Origin of the sequence: Desulfovibrio legallii, from assembly GCF_004309735.1 — a bacterium.
Classification (GTDB): Bacteria; Desulfobacterota; Desulfovibrionia; order Desulfovibrionales; family Desulfovibrionaceae; genus Desulfovibrio; species Desulfovibrio legallii.
On record NZ_SIXC01000004.1, the window covers coordinates 34,636 to 54,320 of the forward strand.

Annotated in this window: 16 protein-coding genes; 9 read left to right on the plus strand and 7 right to left on the minus strand. The window is 62.5% G+C overall.

Annotated elements, in window-relative coordinates:
* Window positions 1–209 precede the first annotated feature (209 nt).
* From EB812_RS03820 to hypF, 7 genes are all read left to right on the plus strand, one after another.
* Entirely contained in the window at window positions 210–1,289 is a 1,080-nt protein-coding gene (locus EB812_RS03820) for an iron-containing alcohol dehydrogenase family protein (protein WP_118229311.1), read from the plus strand.
* Between the two features lie 159 nt (window positions 1,290–1,448).
* On the plus strand, window positions 1,449–2,636 hold the full coding sequence (locus EB812_RS03825) for a DegT/DnrJ/EryC1/StrS family aminotransferase (protein ID WP_118229312.1): 1,188 nt from the start codon (window positions 1,449–1,451) through the stop codon (window positions 2,634–2,636).
* Window positions 2,637–2,701: 65 nt separating this feature from the next.
* Window positions 2,702–4,378, plus strand: coding sequence for a cytidine 5'-phosphate N-acetylneuraminic acid synthetase (locus EB812_RS03830; RefSeq protein ID WP_118229313.1), 1,677 nt, complete (start codon window positions 2,702–2,704; stop codon window positions 4,376–4,378).
* Window positions 4,379–4,387: 9 nt separating this feature from the next.
* On the plus strand, window positions 4,388–5,092 hold the full coding sequence (locus EB812_RS03835) for a cytidylyltransferase domain-containing protein (RefSeq protein ID WP_118229314.1): 705 nt from the start codon (window positions 4,388–4,390) through the stop codon (window positions 5,090–5,092).
* 97 nt (window positions 5,093–5,189) lie between these two features.
* A complete protein-coding gene (locus EB812_RS03840) occupies window positions 5,190–5,648 on the plus strand; it encodes a DVU0524 family FlgM-associated protein (protein ID WP_118229315.1) in 459 nt (152 codons plus the stop codon).
* A gap of 196 nt (window positions 5,649–5,844) precedes the next feature.
* Window positions 5,845–6,156, plus strand: a complete 312-nt coding sequence (gene flgM, locus EB812_RS03845; RefSeq protein WP_118229316.1) for a flagellar biosynthesis anti-sigma factor FlgM — start codon at window positions 5,845–5,847, stop codon at window positions 6,154–6,156.
* A gap of 177 nt (window positions 6,157–6,333) precedes the next feature.
* The gene (gene hypF, locus EB812_RS03850; protein ID WP_118229317.1) at window positions 6,334–8,787 is read left to right on the plus strand and encodes a carbamoyltransferase HypF; all 2,454 of its coding nucleotides are present in this window, start codon (window positions 6,334–6,336) and stop codon (window positions 8,785–8,787) included.
* A gap of 128 nt (window positions 8,788–8,915) precedes the next feature.
* On the opposite strand, the gene EB812_RS03855 is transcribed toward hypF, so the two are convergent.
* From EB812_RS03855 to EB812_RS03885, 7 genes are all read right to left on the minus strand, one after another.
* Window positions 8,916–9,605, minus strand: a complete 690-nt coding sequence (locus EB812_RS03855; protein WP_118229318.1) for an RraA family protein — start codon at window positions 9,603–9,605, stop codon at window positions 8,916–8,918.
* Between the two features lie 31 nt (window positions 9,606–9,636).
* Window positions 9,637–10,887 carry a nickel-dependent malate racemase, LarAH5 family gene (gene larAH5, locus EB812_RS03860; protein WP_130957842.1) on the minus strand — a complete coding sequence of 417 codons (1,251 nt, stop codon included), beginning with the start codon at window positions 10,885–10,887 and terminating at the stop codon, window positions 9,637–9,639.
* Between the two features lie 50 nt (window positions 10,888–10,937).
* Complete coding sequence (locus EB812_RS03865) at window positions 10,938–11,399, minus strand: tripartite tricarboxylate transporter TctB family protein (protein ID WP_118229320.1); 462 nt, start codon at window positions 11,397–11,399, stop codon at window positions 10,938–10,940.
* Window positions 11,392–12,948, minus strand: coding sequence for a tripartite tricarboxylate transporter permease (locus EB812_RS03870; RefSeq protein WP_118229321.1), 1,557 nt, complete (start codon window positions 12,946–12,948; stop codon window positions 11,392–11,394). Before EB812_RS03870 ends, EB812_RS03865 begins: the two co-directional genes overlap by 8 nt.
* A 185-nt stretch (window positions 12,949–13,133) precedes the next feature.
* Window positions 13,134–14,093, minus strand: coding sequence for a tripartite tricarboxylate transporter substrate binding protein (locus EB812_RS03875; RefSeq protein ID WP_118229322.1), 960 nt, complete (start codon window positions 14,091–14,093; stop codon window positions 13,134–13,136).
* A gap of 75 nt (window positions 14,094–14,168) precedes the next feature.
* Complete coding sequence (locus EB812_RS03880) at window positions 14,169–15,329, minus strand: UxaA family hydrolase (RefSeq protein WP_118229323.1); 1,161 nt, start codon at window positions 15,327–15,329, stop codon at window positions 14,169–14,171.
* Between the two features lie 4 nt (window positions 15,330–15,333).
* Window positions 15,334–15,618 (minus strand): UxaA family hydrolase, encoded by a 285-nt coding sequence (locus tag EB812_RS03885; protein ID WP_118229324.1) that lies wholly within the window; start codon window positions 15,616–15,618, stop codon window positions 15,334–15,336.
* 329 nt (window positions 15,619–15,947) lie between these two features.
* Here EB812_RS03885 and EB812_RS03890 point away from each other — a divergent pair, with 329 nt between their 5' ends.
* Together EB812_RS03890 and EB812_RS03895 are read left to right on the plus strand one after the other, a co-directional pair.
* On the plus strand, window positions 15,948–17,588 hold the full coding sequence (locus tag EB812_RS03890) for a sigma-54-dependent Fis family transcriptional regulator (protein WP_118229325.1): 1,641 nt from the start codon (window positions 15,948–15,950) through the stop codon (window positions 17,586–17,588).
* A gap of 116 nt (window positions 17,589–17,704) precedes the next feature.
* On the plus strand, window positions 17,705–19,627 hold the full coding sequence (locus EB812_RS03895; RefSeq protein ID WP_118229326.1) for a SurA N-terminal domain-containing protein: 1,923 nt from the start codon (window positions 17,705–17,707) through the stop codon (window positions 19,625–19,627).
* Window positions 19,628–19,685 lie beyond the last annotated feature (58 nt).

Sequence of the window (19,685 nt, forward strand, 5' to 3'; positions counted from 1 at the left end):
CATGCTTGCCAGTACAGCGCGGATGGCGTATGCCCGGAAAACTCCGCGCCGCAGGCGCGGGAGCCCTTCCTGACTTTTGGTTCAGGGCACGCCTGTGGCGCCCCTGAACGGAAAAGTTTTTGCCGGGTGGGGAGGTGGGGGAAGAGAACTTTTGTGCATAACAGTTCTCTTCCCCCCACAAAAACAAACTCTTCGGAGGACACACGGCCATGTATCGCAATGCGAAAAATGTGGGTTATTATATGATCGGCAAAGGATCCCTGTCGCAGCTGGGGGATCTGCTGGCCGTGCGGCGCAAGGCGCAGGCCGGGCCGGCGGTGTTTTTTCTGGACCATTATTTTGAAGGCAAAGACCTGGCCTCGCGCCTGCCGATGGAAAGCAGAGACATGCTCGTCTATGTGGACAGCAGTGAGGAACCCACCACCGAGGGCGTGGACGCCTACACCGCACAGGTCAAGACTTTTTTGCAGGGGGCCACGCCCTGCGCCATGCTGGCTTTTGGCGGCGGCTGCACCATGGACACCTGCAAGTGTGTGGGCAACCTTCTGACCAATCCCGGCAAGGCCGAGGACTACCAGGGCTGGGAACTGGTCAAAAATCCCGCCCCGTACAAAATAGCCGTGCCCACGCTTTCGGGCACAGGTTCCGAAACCTCGCGCACGGGCATTGTCTGCAACGAGGTCAGGAACATCAAGCTGGGCATGAACAGCGACTTCACCATGTTTGACCAGGTTCTGCTGGACCCGGACCTCACGGCCAGCGTGCCCCGCAACCAGTTTTTTTACACAGGCATTGATACGTATATGCACTGCTTTGAGAGCATCACGGGCTCCTACCGCAACGTGGTGGTGGACTCTTTGGCCGAAAAGGCCATTGACCTCTGCAAGCAGGTTTTTCTTTCGGCAGACATGATGAGCGACGAAAACCGTGAAAAGCTCATGATCGCCTCATTTCTGGGCGGCATGGCCGCCGGATTCGTGGGTGTGGTGCATCCCCTTTCCGCCGGGCTCAGCATGGTGCTGCACATGCACCACGGCGTGGCCAACTGCCATGCCCTGAGCGTGCTGGAAGACATTTATCCGCAGGAATACAAAGATTTCATGACCATGATGGAGCGCCAGGGCATTGATTTGCCCAAGGGCATCTGCCGCGGGCTTACTGACGCCCAGTTCGACGCCCTGTACGCGGCCAGCATTGTGCACGAAAAACCCCTGACCAACCGTCTGGGGCCGGACTTCAAAAAAATCCTCACCAAAGAAAACGTCACGGCCCGCTTCAAGCGCATGTGACGCGGCGTCCAGGCTGTCGCCCTGCGGGGCCGCTGCCGCCTTTGGCGGGGCGGTCCGGGGGCGGCGGCGCGTCCGACCCGCCCCAAGGCGGCAGGCCTACAATCCCGGCCCAAAGCCTCCGGCCGATAATCCGGCCCGATAATCCGGCAAGGAGCAACCATGGATCTCAAAATCAATTTCAGCGGCCGCGCCATCCGTTACACGGAAGAGGAAATCGCCGTGGTGGTGGAGGCCATGCGCCATGCCGACCCCCTGACCCAGGGGGAATACATGCGCGCCTTTGAAAGCAAATTTGCCGCATACCAGGGCGTGGCCCAAGGCAGTTGCTTCACCACCATGAACGGCTGCGCCGCGCTGGAAATGTCGGCCCAGCTCTGCTGCTTTACCCCCGGCGACGAAGTGGTCATGCCTTCGCACACCTTCACGGCCTCGGCCTATCCGTATGTCAAAAAAGGCGCGCGGCTGGTCTGGGCGGACGTGGACCTGCACACCCGCGTGGTCACGGTCGCCGACATTGAAAAAGCCCTCACGCCGCGCACAAAGGCCGTGGTGGTGGTGCACCTCTACGGCTACGTGGCGGATATGCCCGAAATCGCCGCCCTGTGCCGGGAACGTGGCCTCATCCTCATCGAGGACGCGGCCCAGGCCATCGGCACGGAAGTAGGCGGCAAAAAGGCCGGCAGTTTTGGCGACATGGCTGTGTTTTCCTTCCATTCACACAAAAACCTCACCACCCTGGGCGAAGGCGGCATGCTCTATGTTCGCGACCCCAAGCTGGCGGCCCTGGTGCCGGCCCTGCGCCACAACGGCCACTGCGCCTACGACTTTGCGCGCCCAGACTACTGGAAGCCGGCCATGGGCAATGTGGACATGCCCCTGCTGGACGGCCGCATGCTCCAGCCCAACAACTACTGCCTGGGCGAAGTGGAATGCGCCCTGGGGGCCAAACTGCTGGAACGCATCGACCAGATCAACGACGAAAAGCGCGCCAGGGCCCTGCGCTTTATCGACGGCCTGGCGGACTTTCCTGAGCTGGAATTCCACCGCGTGGACACCCGGCGGCACAACTACCACCTGCTGGCCGCCCGCATGACCACGGGGCCGGAAGCGCGCGACCGCTTCATCCGCGCCATGCACGACGACAAGGGCGTCAAATGCGTGGTGCAGTACATTCCCCTGGACCGCTATGACTACTACCGGCGTCAGGGCCTGGGCACGGCCCATTGTCCCAATGCCGACGCCTTTTTTGACAGCATGATTTCCTTCCCCTTCCAGCACTGGATGCCGGAGGAGGACTTCAACTACATGCTCGCCGCCAGCCGCGAGGTTCTCGCCGCGCTGCGCTGAAAAAGGTCTGCAGGGGCGGCGCGAGGCTTCCGCCCCTGCCCGCCCGTCAGACCCACAGGTTCCCCGTGAAAGAACGCTGCATCATCATTCCGGCCATCAAAAAGAACGCCGTCATCCCCGATCAGCTGGTCAAGCGACTGGCGGGCGTCACCCTGGTGGAGCGGGCCATCAACACGGCCCGCAGCGTGCTGCCCGGCACGGACATCGTGGTCCTTACCGACAGCCAGGAGATTGCACTCATCTGCGAACGCGCGGGCGTGGGCTTTCGCTGGAACCGCGACCTGCACTTCACCAGCCTGGACATTGTGGCCGAAATGCGCGGCCTGCTGGCAGAACTGGCCGCCGCCTACGAGCACGCCGTTATTTTGCGGGCCTCCTGCCCCCTGCTCACCTGGGTGGACGTGGAAGACGCCTGGAAAAAATACTGCCGCAGCGGCGCGGACAGCCTGGTCACGGTCAAGGAGATGCGCCAGCGCCTCTGGAACGTGCGCGGCGAAGGGCTGGAAAGCCTGCTCAGCCAGGATGCGGACCATCAGGGCGAACAGACGCTGGTGGTGGAAAGCCGCGCCCTGATCATCCTGCGCCTGGCCCTCCTGCGCGACAGCGCGGGCAGCGCCCCCCTGCGCTACGCGCGGGGCAGAATCGTGCCCTACTTCCTCAACGACCGGGGCATTGAAATCCAGGGCTATCAGGACTGGTGGATCTGCGAGCACCTGCTCCAGCGTCGGCACGTGGTCTTTGTGGTGGCGGGCTGGCCTGCCATCGGCATGGGGCACGTCTTTCGCGCCCTGATGCTGGCGCACGAGATCACCAACCACAAAATCACCTTTGTCTGCACCCGCGAAAGCGAACTGGCTGTGGAAAATATCGCCCGCCGCGACTACAAAATCGTCCGCCAGGGGCCTGAAGACCTGGCCGCAACCGTGCTGCGTCTGCGGCCGGACCTGGTGGTCAACGATATCCTCAACACCACCACGGCCTATATGGCCCGGCTCACGGCCGCCGGCGCGCGCTGCGTCAATTTTGAGGACGAGGGCCCCGGCGCGGACTGGGCCCGCCTGATTGTCAACGCCCTCTATGAAGACCGCCGCTCTACCGACCGCCTGCGCTGCGGGCCCGCCTATTTCTGTCTGCGGGACGAATTTCTGGCCGCCGCGCGCAATTCCTTTCGGCCACAGGTCAAAACCGTGCTCATTACCTTTGGCGGTACGGACCAGAACAACTGCTCCCGCCGGGTGCTGGACGTCATTGAGCCCATCTGCCGGGCTTACGGCATCACCATCCGCCTGGTGGCCGGACCAGGTTACGCCCACAAGCAAGGCATGGAGGCCCACTTGGCCGCCCTCAGAAATCCCCTGGTGGAGTTCACCTGGGCCACCAACGTCATGAGCCGCATGATGGAAGGCGCGGACCTGGCCATCTGTTCCGCGGGGCGCACGGTCTACGAGCTGGCCCACATGCGCGTGCCCGGCATGGTCCTGGCCCATCACGAACGCGAGGCCCGCCACACCTTTGCCCGTCCGCGCAACGGCTTCGCCTTCCTGGGCCTTATGGACCGGGTCAGCGACGCCAAAATCCGCAACGTCTTCCTGGCCATGCTCAAAACGCCCCGGCGCCAACGCTTCTGGAGCCGTCAAGACGCCCTGGATTTTACCGGCAACAAGGCCCGTGTAGTACGCCTTATGCTCGACCTGCTGGCCGAAGCCCCCGCCGCCGCGCCCACCCCCGCACCACAACCCTGAGGTCAGGCCATGTCCGCTCCCCACCCCCACGACAAGGTCGTCGCCATTGTTCAGGCCCGGCTGGGCTCCAGCCGTTTGCCCCTAAAGTCCCTGCTCTGCCTGCGTGACGTGCCCCTTATCGATTGGGTCGTCCGTCGTCTCAAAACCGCCGCCCGCCTGGATGGACTGGTGGTGGCCGTACCGGATACCCCCCTGGACCGCGTCCTGCTGGAGCACCTTCAGCGGCGCGGCGTGCCCTGCCTGGCCGGGCCGGAACAGGATGTGCTGGCCCGCTTCTGCCTGGCCGCCCGTCAGGCGGACGCCGGGCTGGTGGTGCGCGTCTGTGCGGATAACCCCCTTATCTGGGGCGAAGCCGTGGACCGCCTGGTGGACTTTTACCGCGCAGGCCGGTGGGACTACGCCTATAACCACATCCCCCGCAACAACCTCTGGCCCGACGGCCTCGGCGCGGAAATCCTCTCCCGCGAACTCCTGGACGCCCTGGACGCCCAGGCTCGCCAAACAGCCCAGCGCGAACACTGCCTCAACTACCTCTGGGACAATGCCGCCCGCTTCCGCCTGGGCACCTTCAACCCCACAGAACCGTGGCTGCAGCGCCCGGACCTCAAACTGGACGTGGACCAGCCCCAGGACTTTCAGCGCCTGGCACTGCTGCCCCTGCACCCCGATATGGACGCCCGCGCCATTGTGGACGCCTGTGACGGAGAACGTTAAGGAGCCCCTGCGGCAGTCCGCCGTTTACGGCGGGTCGTAACAGACTCTAAAGTTTTTTTGCAATTTGCCGACATAGCATGTGAGGACGGTACATGCCATGCCCGACACCACCACCGCACGTCTGCGCATTATGCTGCAAGGCTACGAACAGCAGCTTCTGGCAGCCCGCAGGCTGGCGCGGTTTCGGGTCCGACGGCGGCTGGCCGCGGGCGAGGATCCACGCGAACCCGATCCCCTGCCCAAACGGCACGCCACGGTGGAGCAAGTGGCCAGAGAACTGTACGATATGCTGCTTTACACGGGCAGCGACAACCCGGTGGTGGAAGACATCCGCCAGGAGTTGAGTCAGGAATTGGGCCGCGAAGTCCACTTCACCTACCCTCCGGACGGCAGTCTGTGCATTCTGGGCCAGGGGCCCGACGGCACAGGCGCCCTGACTCCAGAACAGCAGCGTGCCGCACGCCACGCCCTGTGGCGCATTACCCGCCGCCGTGTGGACAAGGGCGTGCTGCGCCCCGCCCCCGGCTTTTGTCCAGGGCATTCTGGAGCAGAGTAACGTTGAGAATATGTATTCTCAACGGTTACGGCACGCTCGTTCCGGCGCTTAACTGCGCAAATAAATTGCGCCTGCGCCTCCACGGCGGGCGTCTGCTTACGCAACCGCCAGGGCATTTCAACGTTGAAATACCCTAAAACCAACGACTGAATTTCCCGTGCGGCCTGTTTTCGACCGTGCCCGAGGGAGATACTTCATGAAAATAGACGCAAAAACATATACCCTTTTTGATCCCTATGCCGCCGGCAGCCTGGATAAAACCACCCAGGCCCGCACCGATGCCGCGGCCGCCGCTCCCCAGACCGAAGGCGGCGGCGATACGGTGAGCGTATCACAGGACGCCCTGCTCCTGACCGAAGCCCGCCGCACGGCCCAAAGCACACCCGACGTGCGCGCCGACAAGGTGGAAAGCCTGCGTCAGCAGGTGGCTGCAGGCACGTATGTTGTTGACAGTCGCCGCATTGCCGAAAGTCTGGTCCGCGAAGAACCAGGCCTGTTCCAACTGTAGCCAAACCTTGGGCCAGGTTCTGAAGCGCCTTGCGACGGAGGCCCCGTTTTTGCTTCGGCGCGGGGGCACAGACATCCCGGCCATGGCTCCAGCATAGCGGCCGTTTCTGTCAGCAGGCGCACAAAGCCCGCGCTGCCGCCGCATGACAGGGCGCTCACCTTGCGTTATGCTGCCCCTATGAGCGAACAGACCTTGGAACGGCGGGCCTTTGTAGCCTGCGGGCAGGTGCAGGGCGTGGGTTTTCGCCCCTTTGTCTATCGTCTGGCCCACGAAGAGGGACTCACGGGCAGCGTGGGCAATACCTCCGACGGCGTGCGCATGGAAGTGCAGGGCCCGGCCCAGGCCGTGGCCGCCTTTGGCCGCCGTCTGCACGACGAGCTCCCCCCCCTGGCCCGCCTCACCAACCTGCGCCAGGAAGCACTGCCCTTGCTGACAGGCGAAACCGCCTTCCGCATTGTGCCCAGCCAGGGGCACAGCGGCCACAGCGTGCTGGTCAGTCCGGATATGGGCCTCTGCGACCAATGCCTGGCCGATATGCGCGACCCCGCCAATCCGCGCTATGCCTACCCCTTCACCAACTGCACCAACTGCGGCCCGCGCTACACCATCACCCGCGCCATCCCCTATGACCGGGCCGTGACCAGCATGGCCTGCTTCCCGCTCTGCCCGCGTTGCGCCGCCGAATACGCCGACCCCCTGGACCGGCGCTTCCACGCCCAGCCCATAGCCTGCCCGGACTGCGGCCCCCGGCTCTGGTTTGTGACCCGGCCGGACAGGGAGGCCGGGCGCACGGCCCCGCCCCTGCTTGCCGGCCGGACCGCTGCGGCAGCCGCCCAGGCGGCCATCTGCGCCGCCGCGGATCTGCTCCAGGCCGGCGGGCTGCTGGCCCTCAAGGGCCTGGGCGGCTTTCAGTTGGCCTGCGACGCGCGTCAGGCGGAAGCGGTGCGCCGCTTGCGGCAACACAAACAACGCCCGCACAAGCCCCTGGCTCTCATGGTGGACAGCCTGGAAGCGGCCCGCAGCCTGTGCGCGCTGACGCCGGAACACGAAGCCCTGCTGCAAAGTCCGGAAAAGCCCATAGTGCTCTGCCCCCGCCGCGCCAACGCGGCCCTGCCGCCGGAAATAGCGCCGGACACCACGCAGGTGGGAATCATGCTGCCCTATACCCCTCTGCACGCCGTGCTTTTTGATCTGCTCACAGCCCGCACGGCCCAGCCGCCCGTTCTGGTCATGACCTCGGCCAACGCCAGCGGCGAACCCATCTGCCTGGGCAACCGCGAGGCCCTGGCCCGTTTGCCCCATCTGGCCGATGCCTGGCTGCTGCACGACAGGGATATTCTGGTGCGCGTGGACGACAGCGTGGTCACCCTGCAGCCGCAGGAGGAGGCCCCCCACGCCGCCCAACCGCTTTTTTACCGGCGGGCGCGGGGCTATGTGCCGCGTCCGGTCTTTCTGCCGCCCACGGAGGCGCCCGCCCCCTGTGTGCTGGGCGCGGGCGCGGAGCTCAAGGCCACGCTCTGCCTCACACGCGGACGGGAGGCCTTTGTGGGCCAGCACATCGGCGACCTGGAAAACCCCGCCACGCTGCATTTTTATGAAGAGGTGGCCGCCCATCTGGAGGCCCTGCTGGAGGTGCGCCCGGCGGCCCTGGTCTGCGACCTGCACCCCGATTTTCTCTCCACCCGCTACGCGCAGGAGCGCGCCGCGCGGGAAGGGCTGCCCCTCTGGCAACTGCAGCACCACGCAGCCCACGCCGCCGCCGTCCTGGCGGAAAACGGCCGCTGCGAACCGGCCCTGGCGCTCTGCCTGGACGGCACGGGCCTGGGAACGGACGGCACGGTCTGGGGCGGCGAACTGCTGCTTGTAGATTTGGGTGCGCCGCGCTGGCAGCGCCTGGGTCGCCTGGCCCCTTTTGCCTTGCCCGGCGGGGACGCCGCCGTGCGCGAGCCCTGGCGCATTGCCCTGGCCCTGGCCCGGCAAGCGGGCCTGACCGGGGCTGCCGCCCCCTGGGCAACGGAAGCGGGCGACGCCGCCCGCGCAGCGGTGCAGGAAATGCTGCGCCGCAAGGTCAACTGCCCGCTGACCTCCAGCTGTGGACGACTGTTCGACGCCGTAGCCGCAACACTGGGCCTGTGCGCGCGCACCACCTATGAGGGGCAGGCGGCCATTCGCCTGGAGGACGCCGCCCGCAGGGCCACCGACGTGGAAGCGCCCACAGCCGCAGCCCTGCGGGGGAAAGACGCCCAGCGCACGTCCTGCTGGCCCTGGGAGCCTGTGCGACGCGGCGAACTGTGGGAGCTGGACAGCGCGGCCCTGTTCGCCCAAACGGTCACGGCCCAGCAACGCGGCCTGCCTACGGGAGAAATCGCCGCCCGCTTTCACCTCAGCCTGGCCCACGGTCTGGCGGATCTAGCGGCCCAGGCCGCGCGGGAGCACGGCGTGAACCTGGTGGGCCTTTCCGGCGGGGTCATGCAGAACGCCCTGCTGGCCCGGCTGCTGCCGCTGACCTTGCGGGCGCGCGGCCTGACGCCCCTCACCCACCGCGAGCTGCCCCCCGGCGACGGCGGCCTTTCTTTGGGGCAGGCGGTGTGGGGCCGCCGCCTACTGGCGACGGAGGGCGGCGCAGGATAATGTTTGTTTATGGGGGGAAGGGAACTTTTGTGAACAAAAGTTCCCTTCCCCCCATACCCCCCATCCTTCAAAAAACTTTTTTTCTTACAGGACCCGACGGCCCAGGTCTAAAAAGCCTCTGTTCCAAATCACTCCGTGCCGCAAGCGCTGTCGCGCACAACGCAACCGCCGCTCTCCAGCTTTTTGTACAGCCAAGCGTAGTCCAGTCTGCCCTCACGCGCGATCTGCGCCAGTTTTCCTTGTCCGTCTTCGGCCAGACGCCGCGCCTTTTCCGCTGCTTCCTGCGCCTCCTGCGGGCGCACGGCCACCAGACCGTCGGCGTCACCCACGATGATGTCGCCGGGGCTGACCACCACATTGCCCAGGGCCACGGGCACGTTGACCGCGCCGCAGGCACTCTTGTACGGCCCGTTGGGCGAAACCGCGCGGGCGTAGACGGGAAAATCCAGCTGCCGCAATGCCGCGGCATCGCGCACGGCCCCATCAACGACAAAACCCGCCAACCCCCGACGCAGGGCCACGTTAGCCATGATCTCGCCCGTGACGGCGCGCTCCGTATACCCGGCGCAGGAAACCACCAGCACGTCGCCCGGCTGGGCGTTGTCCACAGCATAGTACAGCAACAGGTTTTCGCTGGCGGGCAGATTGACGGTATAGGCCGTGCCCAGCAGACGGGCGCGGCCAAGGGGCTTGAGGGCCGAAGGCAACGCGGCGTTGCGGCCCAGTACATCGCAGATGTCGGCCACGGCCAGATCGGTAAACAGGGACAACAATTCGGAAGCGGGACGCACAAATTCACGGGTAATGCTGTAGCGCATGGAATATCCTTTCTGAACGCGCCGCGCGCCGTTATAAGCTGTAAAAAAATGTGGAATTGGCGTGGGTGAGTATGCCCACCCTGGCGGCGGGCTTTGCGGCAAGCCAGGCGTTGAGCGTTGCTTGCGCATCGCCTTTGCGCAGCAGGCAACGGGCCACATCGGCTTCCGCAAGGTCCGTGTGCAGTACCAGCTCATGGGCAGAAGCTACGCGACCAAACAAAAAGGCTTTGTGCGCCCCCATCTGAAACTCATGTTGCGCAAAGTCCCGCATCAAATCCTGCTGACTGTGAAACCGGCACACATACTCTTCGTAACGTTCGTCGCCAATGCCTTGGGCGCACTGGGCCACCAGCAGAATTTTGCCGTCGGGGGCGGCGCAGTGGCGGGCTGCATCCAAAGCCTTCTGGGCCTGATACAGACAAATATCCTTGGGCGCGCCGCCACAGGAGGCCACCACGATGTCAAACCGCTGCTTCAGCTCATGACCATAAAGACGGCTGGTTTCCTTGGCGGCATGGCGCAGCACGGTGGACGGATCGCCCACAAACAGCGCCGCCGGCTCCTTGGCGGACGTAAGCGCCACGTTGACAGCCAGACGGACGCCCGCCAGTACGCCGGCCTCATTGAGATCCTCCCGCACCGGATTGCCTTCGATGTTGCCGGCGAAGGCCCCGTCACGGCACAGCATACTGTGGTTGCGGGCAATCATGGCGGCCGAAGCGCAGCCCACCACCACCCCTTTGGCCCCACCCGTGAATCCAGCAAACTGATGAGCGTCCACCATGCCCATGACAATCTTCAGGTCCGCATCGGCATAAGCAGCATTAATTTCCACCGGCGTGCCCCGACTCGTCACGCCCATTTGCCGCAGAGGCGAATGCTGGGCGTCATGGGCCACCACCGTGYAACCATCCAGATTTTCAGGCAGAATGCGCGCCAGCTGGGCCGCGCCCGGAGGTTCGTGCAGACCGCCGCCTACCACAATGCGCACATGCTCGTGCGGCAACTGGGGAAAAGCCCGAAAAATCCTCTCCAGCAGCGGGGGCAGCAAAAGTTTTATGGGGAAAGGCCGCGTTTCGTCCGGCACCGCAATGGCGACAGTGGCCGGCACGGCCATTTCCTCAAGGCGCGGGCAGCCCATCGGCGCGTCCAGGGCCGCGGCAAATGCGGCAACAGGATCACGCAGAGGAGGTACGTGCCGCGGCGTGACAACAGTGACCGATTGGGTGTCGGGCAGGTCGACACAAAGGCTGCCCGCGCCATATTTAATTGGATACTGCATACCTGCACCTCAGTATGGAGCGCGGAGCCAGGCGCACCGCGCTCCGAAGATTAAAAGAACAGGCCCGCAGGAGTGGGGACATTGAGCAATTTGACGAAACACACCCAAAGCAGCGTGCAGAACACCACACCGTAGAGCACGCTGAACTTGAGCAGATGCCCCAGGCCGCGCGATTTATCACCCAAAATGAGCGCCGCAACGACAAGAAAAGCCAAGGTGCTGCAAAAAAAGCCAAGAATGCTGATCAACGCCGCATATACCAGACTGAGCGCCGCGATGAGCCCCACCTTGGGCCAGGCCACAGGTTCACACTCCTCCCCCTGGGCGGATTCCCGGCGGCGTTGCCAAAACCCTTTCCCCACAAACCAGAACCCGCCCAAAGCGATAACAACCAGCAAGGCCTGGGGAAAAACGCGACTGACGCCTTCCAGTTCCGCCAACTGCACCCAAAAACCCGCGCCGATGACCAAAAAGCTCAGGCCGCAAAAAATATCAGTGCTGCTTTTACGCATGGCGGTCCTCCTCGGGGCGTTCTTCATTGCAGTGGCACTGAGCCTCACGCTCCTGTTCGCGCAGTTTCTTCAAATGCAGCAGGTAGGGCGTCGCCAACGAAAGGGCCAGGGCCACAATCAACACTTTGTTGATGGTCCCCTCAAACATGATAGCCGGCAAGCCGCCTTCCACCGAATGCGCCAGATCCAGACATTTGCCGAGGTTTTCTTCAATCATGGGACCGAGAATAACCCCCAGAGCCATGGCCCCGGTGTCCATGCCCAGCTTGCCGCCAAAAAAGCCCACAAAACCAAAGGCCAACACCACCCAGATATCCACCAGGCTGTTGGCGATGGCATATGCGCCAATATAGGACAGAACCACAATGCTGATGGCCACAAACGTCAGACGGATGGTCAGCAGCTTGGCCATACAGCGACAGAGCACAAAGCCCACGGGCACCATAAGCAGGTTGACGGCGAACTGTGAGAAAATAAAAGTGTAGGCCAGCTCGCCGGTGGCGGTAAAAATCTTGAAGCCCGGCTGGATGCCGTGGGCCATGAGCGCGCCCAGAATAACGGCAGCCACGGCGCTGCCGGGAATGCCCAGGGTCAGCATGGGAATCAGTGAACCGCCGATAACGGCATTGTTGGCGCTTTCGGACGAGGCCACGCCTTCAAGGCACCCCGCGCCGTATTTGGAAGGGTCCTTGGACCAGCGCTTACTTTCGTTATAGGCAATAATAGAAGCTATTTCACCGCCCGCACCGGGCAACATGCCCACCCAGGTGCCGATAAGCGAAGAACGCAACAGCACCTTTTTACAGCGTCCGGCCAGATAATTGAACGTACGGCGGAACGTGCCCTTGCGCGGATTGTATTCTGCCACAAAGGTTTTATCCGTGCCGATGAGATACAGCACCTGGGAAAAAGAAAACAGACCAATCATGCAAGGGATAACCGAAACGCCCTGCATGAGGGAATAGCTGCCGAAGGTAAAACGTGGCACGCCAGTATTGGGGTCAAGCCCAATGGTGGAAACCAGCAGGCCGATAGCGCCGGAAACAATGCCTTTGCCCATGTTGCCAGGGCTCATGACGGCAATGGTGCTTAAGCCAAACAAACAGAGCCAAAAATTTTCCGGCCCGCCGAAGCGTAAGGCAAAGCGGGCCAAGGCCCCGGCCAGAAAAAGGAGGAAAAAAACCCCTACAATGCCGCCGAAAGCCGAAGACAACAAAGAGGTGTACAGGGCGGCGTCGGCTTCGCCGCGTTTGGTCAACGGCCAGCCGTCAAAAGTGGTGGCCACGGACGAAGGCGTGCCCGGCGTACAGATGAGGATAGCCGAGTTGGCGCCGCCATAGATGGCCCCCACGTAAATGGCCCCCAGCATCACCAGCCCAGAAGTGGGAGACATGGCAAAGGTGGCCGGCACCATGAGAGCCACCCCCATGGTGGCGGAAAGCCCCGGCAGCGCCCCGATAATAATGCCGCCCGCCAGCCCCAGTAACATAAGGATGATATTAAAGGGGTCCAGCAAGTTAAGTAAAGAAGGAACAATAAATTCTGTCATTGGGGGTTCCTTGAATCAGGGGCAGCGGGCAAGGCCGCCCCGACTGCGGTTTGGACAGGTCTCGCTGCGGAGCCGGCGCGAAAAGAAAGCCTGGGGCCTGCGCCGGCGGGCGTGGAACGGTTCGCCGTCATGCTGTACTGACAGCGAACCGCCCCACCCGCATAAAGTGCAAGGAATCTGCAGAATTATTTAAGCAGCCCGGCTTCCTGCAGCAGTTTTTTATCGGCTTCTTGCACCGAACGGATATAGGCGGCGGTGGCGGCGCCGTCCATATATTCCGCGGGCTGACCGGCTTTTTTCATATCAGACAAGTAGTCAGGGTCGTTGCAAATCTTTTTGAAAGTTTTCCGCAAAAAAGCAAGCGCCTCGGGCGAAGTGCCTTTGGGCGCGGCAAAAATACGGCGGATATCCGAAACAAGATTGATGTTCTGCTCTTTCAACGTTGGCACGTCGGGCAGGAAACTGTTGCGCTTTTCCGCCGCTACGTTCAACACATTGAACTCTTCAATGGAGCGCATCACATCGTTTATATTGCCAAAAATCAAGTCCACTTCGCCGCCCAGCAAAGCGGCGTTCTGGTCTGCAGCACCTTTATAGAAAACACGGCTCAGCTTAGCATCTGGGAACAGCTTGCAAAACTCCAGAAACATCAGGTGATGCCCACTAAGTGGGCCCACCAAACCTACTTTAAGTTTGTTGGGATTTTTTCTGGCGTATTCGAGAATTTCAGAAAACGACTTAAATTTACTGCCTTTCAGCACAACAACACACTGGGGGTCATTGACCACCTGCGCGATGTAGTCAAAACTTTCCGCATCAAATGCGGCGCGCTGCGCCAGAGATTGCAACACCAGATGGGGCACGTTGAGACCGCCGATGGCATAACCATCAGGAGCGGCCTTGGCTATTTCTGTAAAGCCGATAATGCCACCCGCCCCGGGCTTGTACACAAAAACCCAAGGCTCTTTCACGTATTTGTCCCAGTATTTTTGCATGATACGGGCCTGTACGTCACTGGAACCGCCAGCCGTAAAAGCAATAATCATGCTGACGGGTTTTTCCGGGTAGGCCGCAGCGGCCGGCATGGCGGCCAGCAGCAGCGTCAGGGCGAGAGCAAGGCTGGGGAATAAGGTGGTAGGTTTCATCCGTGCCTCCTAGGGGTGAGGGGGAAACGATTTCGGTCAGAGGCACGGGCCCCTGACCGAAATCGTCATCACATATTACGCGCTTTCGTACAGGCGGGTCATGATGAACTCACGATGGCCCAAAGCCTCTGCAGAAGTGTTGCGGCCATTGCAGGTGTGGAAGAGCATGTCCAGCAGCATGTCGCCGGCCTGGTCCATGTTGATTTCCCGACGTAGGATGCCGGAAACGTCCACATCAATGTGCTCGTTCATGGTGCGCACAGTGCGCGGGTTGGCGGAGAGCTTGATCACCGGCAGGATGGGGTTGCCGATGATGTTGCCCTGCCCCGTGGGGAAGAAGTGGGCCACAAAGCCGGAGGCGGCGCAAAGGGTCACCATCTCGGCAGCGGCAGAAGAAGAATCCATGAACCACAGACCGGGGCCGGTGGGGCTTTCAGCCTTGTCCAGGCAGCCAATGACCGGAGCCTTGCGGCCGATCTTCTGGATATTGCCCAGGGCCTTTTCCTCAATGGTGGTCAGGCCGCCTTCAATGTTGCCCTTGGTGGGCTGGGAATCGCACAGGTCGTTGGTCTTGTGGTCGTCCACCACCTTGGCGTAACGATCGAAGAAAAACTTGAACTTGGCGCGCACTTCGTCGTTGGCACAGCGGGCCATGACCAGATGTTCGCCGCCGGTGATTTCCGTGGTTTCGCCGAAGAGGGTAGTGGCCCCGGCTTCCCACAGCTTGTCAAAAGCGTTGCCCACCGTGGGGTTGGCGGCAATGCCCGACGTGGTGTCGGATTCGCCGCACTTGGTGGAAACCCACAGCTCGTCCACGCGGCACTCGGTGCGCTGCAGCTCGGTGGCGTAGTGCACAAATTCCTTGGCCTTGAGCGAAGCGGCGCGGATGGTCTCCAGGTCGCCGTGCTGCTCAATGCCGAAGCCGGCCACAGGCTTGCCGGTTTTGGCAATGCCGTCCACCACGCGCTGGGTCCACTGGGGTTCGATGCCGATAACCACCACAGCGGCCACGTTGGGGTTGCAGCCCACGCCGATCAGCGTACGGAAATGCAGGTCCAGGTCTTCGCCGAACTGCAGGCGGCCGTAGGCGTGGGGCAGGGCCAGGGTGCCCTTGATGTTGTTGGCCACGGCCTCGCAGGAGGCGTTGGAAAGGTCGTCCAGGGGCAGGATGAGCACATGATTACGGATGCCTACCCGGCCATTGTCGCGGCGATAGCCCATAAAAGTCTTTTGCATCGGATTACCACCTCTTGGTTTTGACATTGTGAACGTGCAGGTGCTCGCCACGCTTGATGGGCTTGACCACCTTGCCGATGTCCGTACCGTACTTGATGACTGTATCGCCCTCGGCCAGGTCCTTAAGGGCAATCTTGTGCCCGATGGGAATGTCGTCAAGGGTGGCCATTTCCACACTGGAATCGCCGTCCATGATCCAGCCGTTGAGCTTATCGCCCTTTTTCACCCCTTCGACCACGACAACGCCGACGCTGTCGCCGGGCTCGTGCACTACAAAATGGGTTACCATGCCATTCTCCTTCATAGTACTGTTAGTAATACGCTTTTTTTAAATCAAAGCGGGCCTTAATGTTATCCTTCCACAATGCATAAAATAATATCAGAATACTACATACAATTTGTTTCATAAAAACCACTTCATAAATTATTATTTATCCAAAAACATCATTCTGGCCTTATACTAGCAAGCAGCATGCCAACACCATCCAACACCGGAAACTGGCGTTGCCTCTATATTTTTTTCACATTCATGTTTGTTTAACCAATCAACATGTTGACTTTTAAGCAGTGATGTCCATATACAGGCAGCAAAAAGCCCATATATAAACAGGAGCCCCCATGCCCTATCAGATCAGCCCCAACGGCCTCAGCAATCCTTCCCTTACGGTGGGGCAGGTACTGCACCATCTTGCGCGCCTGGTAACGGAAAAGATGGACCGCAACGCCTTTTTCCAGATCCTGGCCAAGCAGCTTCGTGTTTTATTTCACTACGACCGTTTCTGCATCAATCTCTATGACGCCGAGCGGGAATTTCTGAACCTCTTCACCGCCGCCGACGGCACCGTGGTGGAATCCCTCTCCAACACCCGTATTGCCCAGAACACGGTAGCCGGCCTGGCCATAACCTCCCGCAAGCCCGTGGTCATCAACGATCTGGCCTCACAGGGTTTCGGCATGGCGCCCCTTTCTCTGGCCACAGTGGGCCTCAACGCCACCATTGCCCTGCCCCTGATCATCAACCGCGAGGTCATCGGCACGCTACACGTTTCCTTTGTCCGCCAGCCGGAAAACGTGGTGGAGATTCTCAACTTTCTGCTGGAGCTGAGCCCGGTGCTGACCACCTTTCTTTTTGCCGTGCTGGCCGAAGAGCGCGCGGCCAACGCCCGCGCCGCCCAGCCCCCCGACCCCGAAGCGGGCGAAAATGCCGCCGGCAAGGCCCGCCTGGAAAGCCGCCTGCTGGAAACCCCGGACATGGCCCGCATCACGGGCACGGCGCGCAAGGTGGCCAAGCTGCACATTCCTGTGCTCATCACCGGCGAAACGGGTACGGGCAAGAGCATGCTGGCCCGCTGGCTGCACCGTCACAGTCCCCGTCGCGGGCACAACTTCGTCAAGGTCAACTGCCCTTCCTTGGCCCCCACCCTGTTTGAAAGCGAAATGTTCGGCTATGCCAAAGGAGCCTTTACCGGGGCCACGGCCAAGCGCACGGGCCGCATCGAGATAGCCCAGCACGGCACGCTCTTTCTGGACGAAATCGGCGACCTGGCTCCGGAAATGCAAAGTAAACTCCTGCAGGTGCTGGAAGAAAACTCCTTTGAGCGCGTGGGCGAGGCCACGCCCATCGGCGTGGACATCCGCGTGCTTTCGGCCACCAATGTGGATCTGGCCGAAGCCATGGCCGAGGGCAGGCTACGCCGCGACCTCTACTACCGCCTGGGCTCCGTGGTGCTGCACATGCCCGCTCTGCGGGAGCGCAAGGCCGACATCCCCTTATTTGTGGACTACTTCATCAAGCAGTTCGCTGCGGAATACGAGCTGCGCCCGCCCCGGCTGCCGCACAGCGTGGTCCAGACCCTTTACGAACACGCCTGGCCCGGCAATATCCGTGAGCTGCGCAACGTGGTCAGCCGCATTTTGCTCCACTCGCTGGACGCGGCCGTGACCGACGCCTTTGTGCGCGAGGCCCTGCACCTCTGGGCTGCCCCCCAGGAGGACGACCAGCCGCAACCCGCCGCCACTCGCGGAAATTGCACTGCCACACCGCAGGCCGCAGCGCCCGCAACGCCGTCCCATCCCGCCCCGGCCACGCTGCCCACGCTGCCCACGCTGGAGGAAAACGAACGCGCCCACATCCGCCGCGCCCTGGCCGCCACGGGCGGCAAAATCGCCGGTCCGCACGGGGCCGCCGCCCTTTTGGGCGTGCCGCGCAGCACCCTGCAACACCGCATGCGCAAACTGGGCCTGGCTGCAACCTCCTAAAACCGCCTTTTTCCCGTTCCCGCAGCGGGCCGGTCGCGCCCCCGGCTTGAATTTCGCGGGCAGTGGGCATATCATGTCCCCTTGCGTAACAGAAATCAGCGCTTTTCGGAGTCCGCATGCTCGAGTATATCCGTTCCAATGCCCAATCCTTCGGCGTCAAACTGGTCTTCGGCGTCATCATTCTCGTCTTCGTCTTCTGGGGCGTGGGCAGCTTCAGCGACAAAGGCGGCCGCAACTTGGCGGCCACAGTCAACGGCGAGCCCATTACGGCGCGGGATTTTGAAATGGCCTACCGCAATGCGGAAGAATCCCTGCTGCGCAACAACCCCGGCCTCACCCGCGAACAACTCAAGGCCCAGCAGCTGGGGCGGCAGGTACTGCGCGACCTGGTGACGCAAAGCCTGCTCAGGCAGGAGGCCGCCCGCATGGGCATCAGCGTGAGCCCCCTGGAGTTGCGCCTGGCCGTGGGCCAGATCAAGGCCTTCCAGAATGACAAGGGCGACTTCGACCCGGCGGCCTACAAGCGTGTGCTGCAGGCCCAGCGCCTCAGTCCTGCGGATTTTGAACAAGAGACCAGCGCGGACCTGCTGCGCCGGAAGCTCTTTGCCCTGGTGACGGCCGGGGCCTGGACAGACCCCGCCGAAGCCCGGCAGCGCTATAACTTCCTGCGTCAGAAACGCACGGTAGACTATATCTTTTTGCCCGCGTCCAACTTTATGGACAAGGTCAAACCCACCGATGCCCAGGCTCAGGCCTATTATGAGGCCCACAAAGCCGCCTTTGCCGTGCCCGCCAAGGTCAAGGCGGCCTATATCCGCGTGCGGCCCCAGGATCTGGTCAATCCTGAAAACATTGACGCGGCCGCCGCCCGCCGGTGGTACGACGCCAATAGCGCCCGCTTTACCCAGGAGGAGCAGGTCAAGGCCGCCCACATCCTGGTGCCCCTGGCCGAAGACGCCCCCCAGGCCGAGGTGCGCAAGGCGCAGGAAACCGCGGCTTCCATAGAGAAGGAGCTGGCCGCCGGTAAGAGCTTTGCCGCCGTGGCCGACGCCCACAACGGCCCCAATGCCGCCGGTCCCGGCGGAGAACTGGGCTGGCTCAAGCGCGGCGCCACGGTCAAGCCCTTCGAGGATGCGGCCTTTGCCCTGGCCCCCGGCCAGGTCTCTGCCCCTGTACGCAGTCCCTTCGGCCTGCACATCATCAAGGTGGAAGAAAAAAAGTCCGGCGGCGTCACCCCCTTTGAAAAAGCCCTGCCCGATGTGCGCCGGTTCATGGCTGCCGAAGAGGGCGCGGACAAACTCCACGACGTGCTGGACAGCCTCATTGAGGACAACATCCTGGGCAAACCCCTTGCGGCCAGCGCCCGGCGCTTTGGCCTCACCGCCGAAGAAACGGACCTCGCCGCCGCGACGGAGCTGGAAAAGACCCTGGGCGTCAAGCCCGATGCGGCCCAGACCCTGGTCAACATGCCGGCTGGCGCGCCCCTGGATACGGCGCTGGAAGCGGGCGACGCCTATGTGGTGGCCCGAGTGCTGGCGGCCGAACCGGCCGCCACGGAATCCTTCGACAAAGTTAAGGACAAAATTTTTGCCGCGCTGACGGAAGAGCAGGCCCTGGCCACCGCCCTCCAGGCTGCGGCAGAACGCCGCAAAGAGCTGCGGGACGGCCCCCTCAACCCCACCTTTAAACAGGGTCTGGGGGCGCGCACCCCCGCTCCGCTGGAACGCGGCGGCGCGCTGGAGGGCTTTGCTCCAGAGCCGGCTCTGGCCGAGGCCGTCTTCAGCGCCCCTGTGGACGCCTGGCTGCCCACGGCCTATGCCGTGCAGAACCTCAAAGAAGGCAAGGGCGCGCTGCTGGCCCATGTGGCCGCTGTACTGCCGCCCGACGTCAAGGAATGGGAAACGGTCAAGGACATCATGCAAAGCGCCGTCACCCGCGAACGGAGCGAAGGGCTGTTCGAGGTCTTTATGCAGCGCCTGCTGGTCAACGCCAAAATCGAAGTGAACAATCCGGACCTGGTGGACAGAAAGAACATGTGATTCCAGGGCCGGGCTTTGCCCGGCCCTTTCCCTTATATCCCCACGCGGAAGGTTCCCT

Excerpts from the sequence above, each read along its gene's own strand:
- EB812_RS03865 (WP_118229320.1), bottom strand. The coding sequence starts at position 11,399 with ATGCGTAAAAGCAGCACTGATATTTTTTGCGGCCTGAGCTTTTTGGTC.
- EB812_RS03875 (WP_118229322.1), bottom strand. The coding sequence starts at position 14,093 with ATGAAACCTACCACCTTATTCCCCAGCCTTGCTCTCGCCCTGACGCTG.
- EB812_RS03835 (WP_118229314.1), top strand. The coding sequence starts at position 4,388 with ATGTCCGCTCCCCACCCCCACGACAAGGTCGTCGCCATTGTTCAGGCC.
- hypF (WP_118229317.1), top strand. The coding sequence starts at position 6,334 with ATGAGCGAACAGACCTTGGAACGGCGGGCCTTTGTAGCCTGCGGGCAG.
- EB812_RS03880 (WP_118229323.1), bottom strand. The coding sequence starts at position 15,329 with ATGCAAAAGACTTTTATGGGCTATCGCCGCGACAATGGCCGGGTAGGC.
- EB812_RS03895 (WP_118229326.1), top strand. The coding sequence starts at position 17,705 with ATGCTCGAGTATATCCGTTCCAATGCCCAATCCTTCGGCGTCAAACTG.
- EB812_RS03855 (WP_118229318.1), bottom strand. The coding sequence starts at position 9,605 with ATGCGCTACAGCATTACCCGTGAATTTGTGCGTCCCGCTTCCGAATTG.
- EB812_RS03890 (WP_118229325.1), top strand. The coding sequence starts at position 15,948 with ATGCCCTATCAGATCAGCCCCAACGGCCTCAGCAATCCTTCCCTTACG.
- EB812_RS03820 (WP_118229311.1), top strand. The coding sequence starts at position 210 with ATGTATCGCAATGCGAAAAATGTGGGTTATTATATGATCGGCAAAGGA.
- flgM (WP_118229316.1), top strand. The coding sequence starts at position 5,845 with ATGAAAATAGACGCAAAAACATATACCCTTTTTGATCCCTATGCCGCC.
- EB812_RS03870 (WP_118229321.1), bottom strand. The coding sequence starts at position 12,948 with ATGACAGAATTTATTGTTCCTTCTTTACTTAACTTGCTGGACCCCTTT.
- EB812_RS03825 (WP_118229312.1), top strand. The coding sequence starts at position 1,449 with ATGGATCTCAAAATCAATTTCAGCGGCCGCGCCATCCGTTACACGGAA.
- EB812_RS03885 (WP_118229324.1), bottom strand. The coding sequence starts at position 15,618 with ATGGTAACCCATTTTGTAGTGCACGAGCCCGGCGACAGCGTCGGCGTT.
- EB812_RS03840 (WP_118229315.1), top strand. The coding sequence starts at position 5,190 with ATGCCCGACACCACCACCGCACGTCTGCGCATTATGCTGCAAGGCTAC.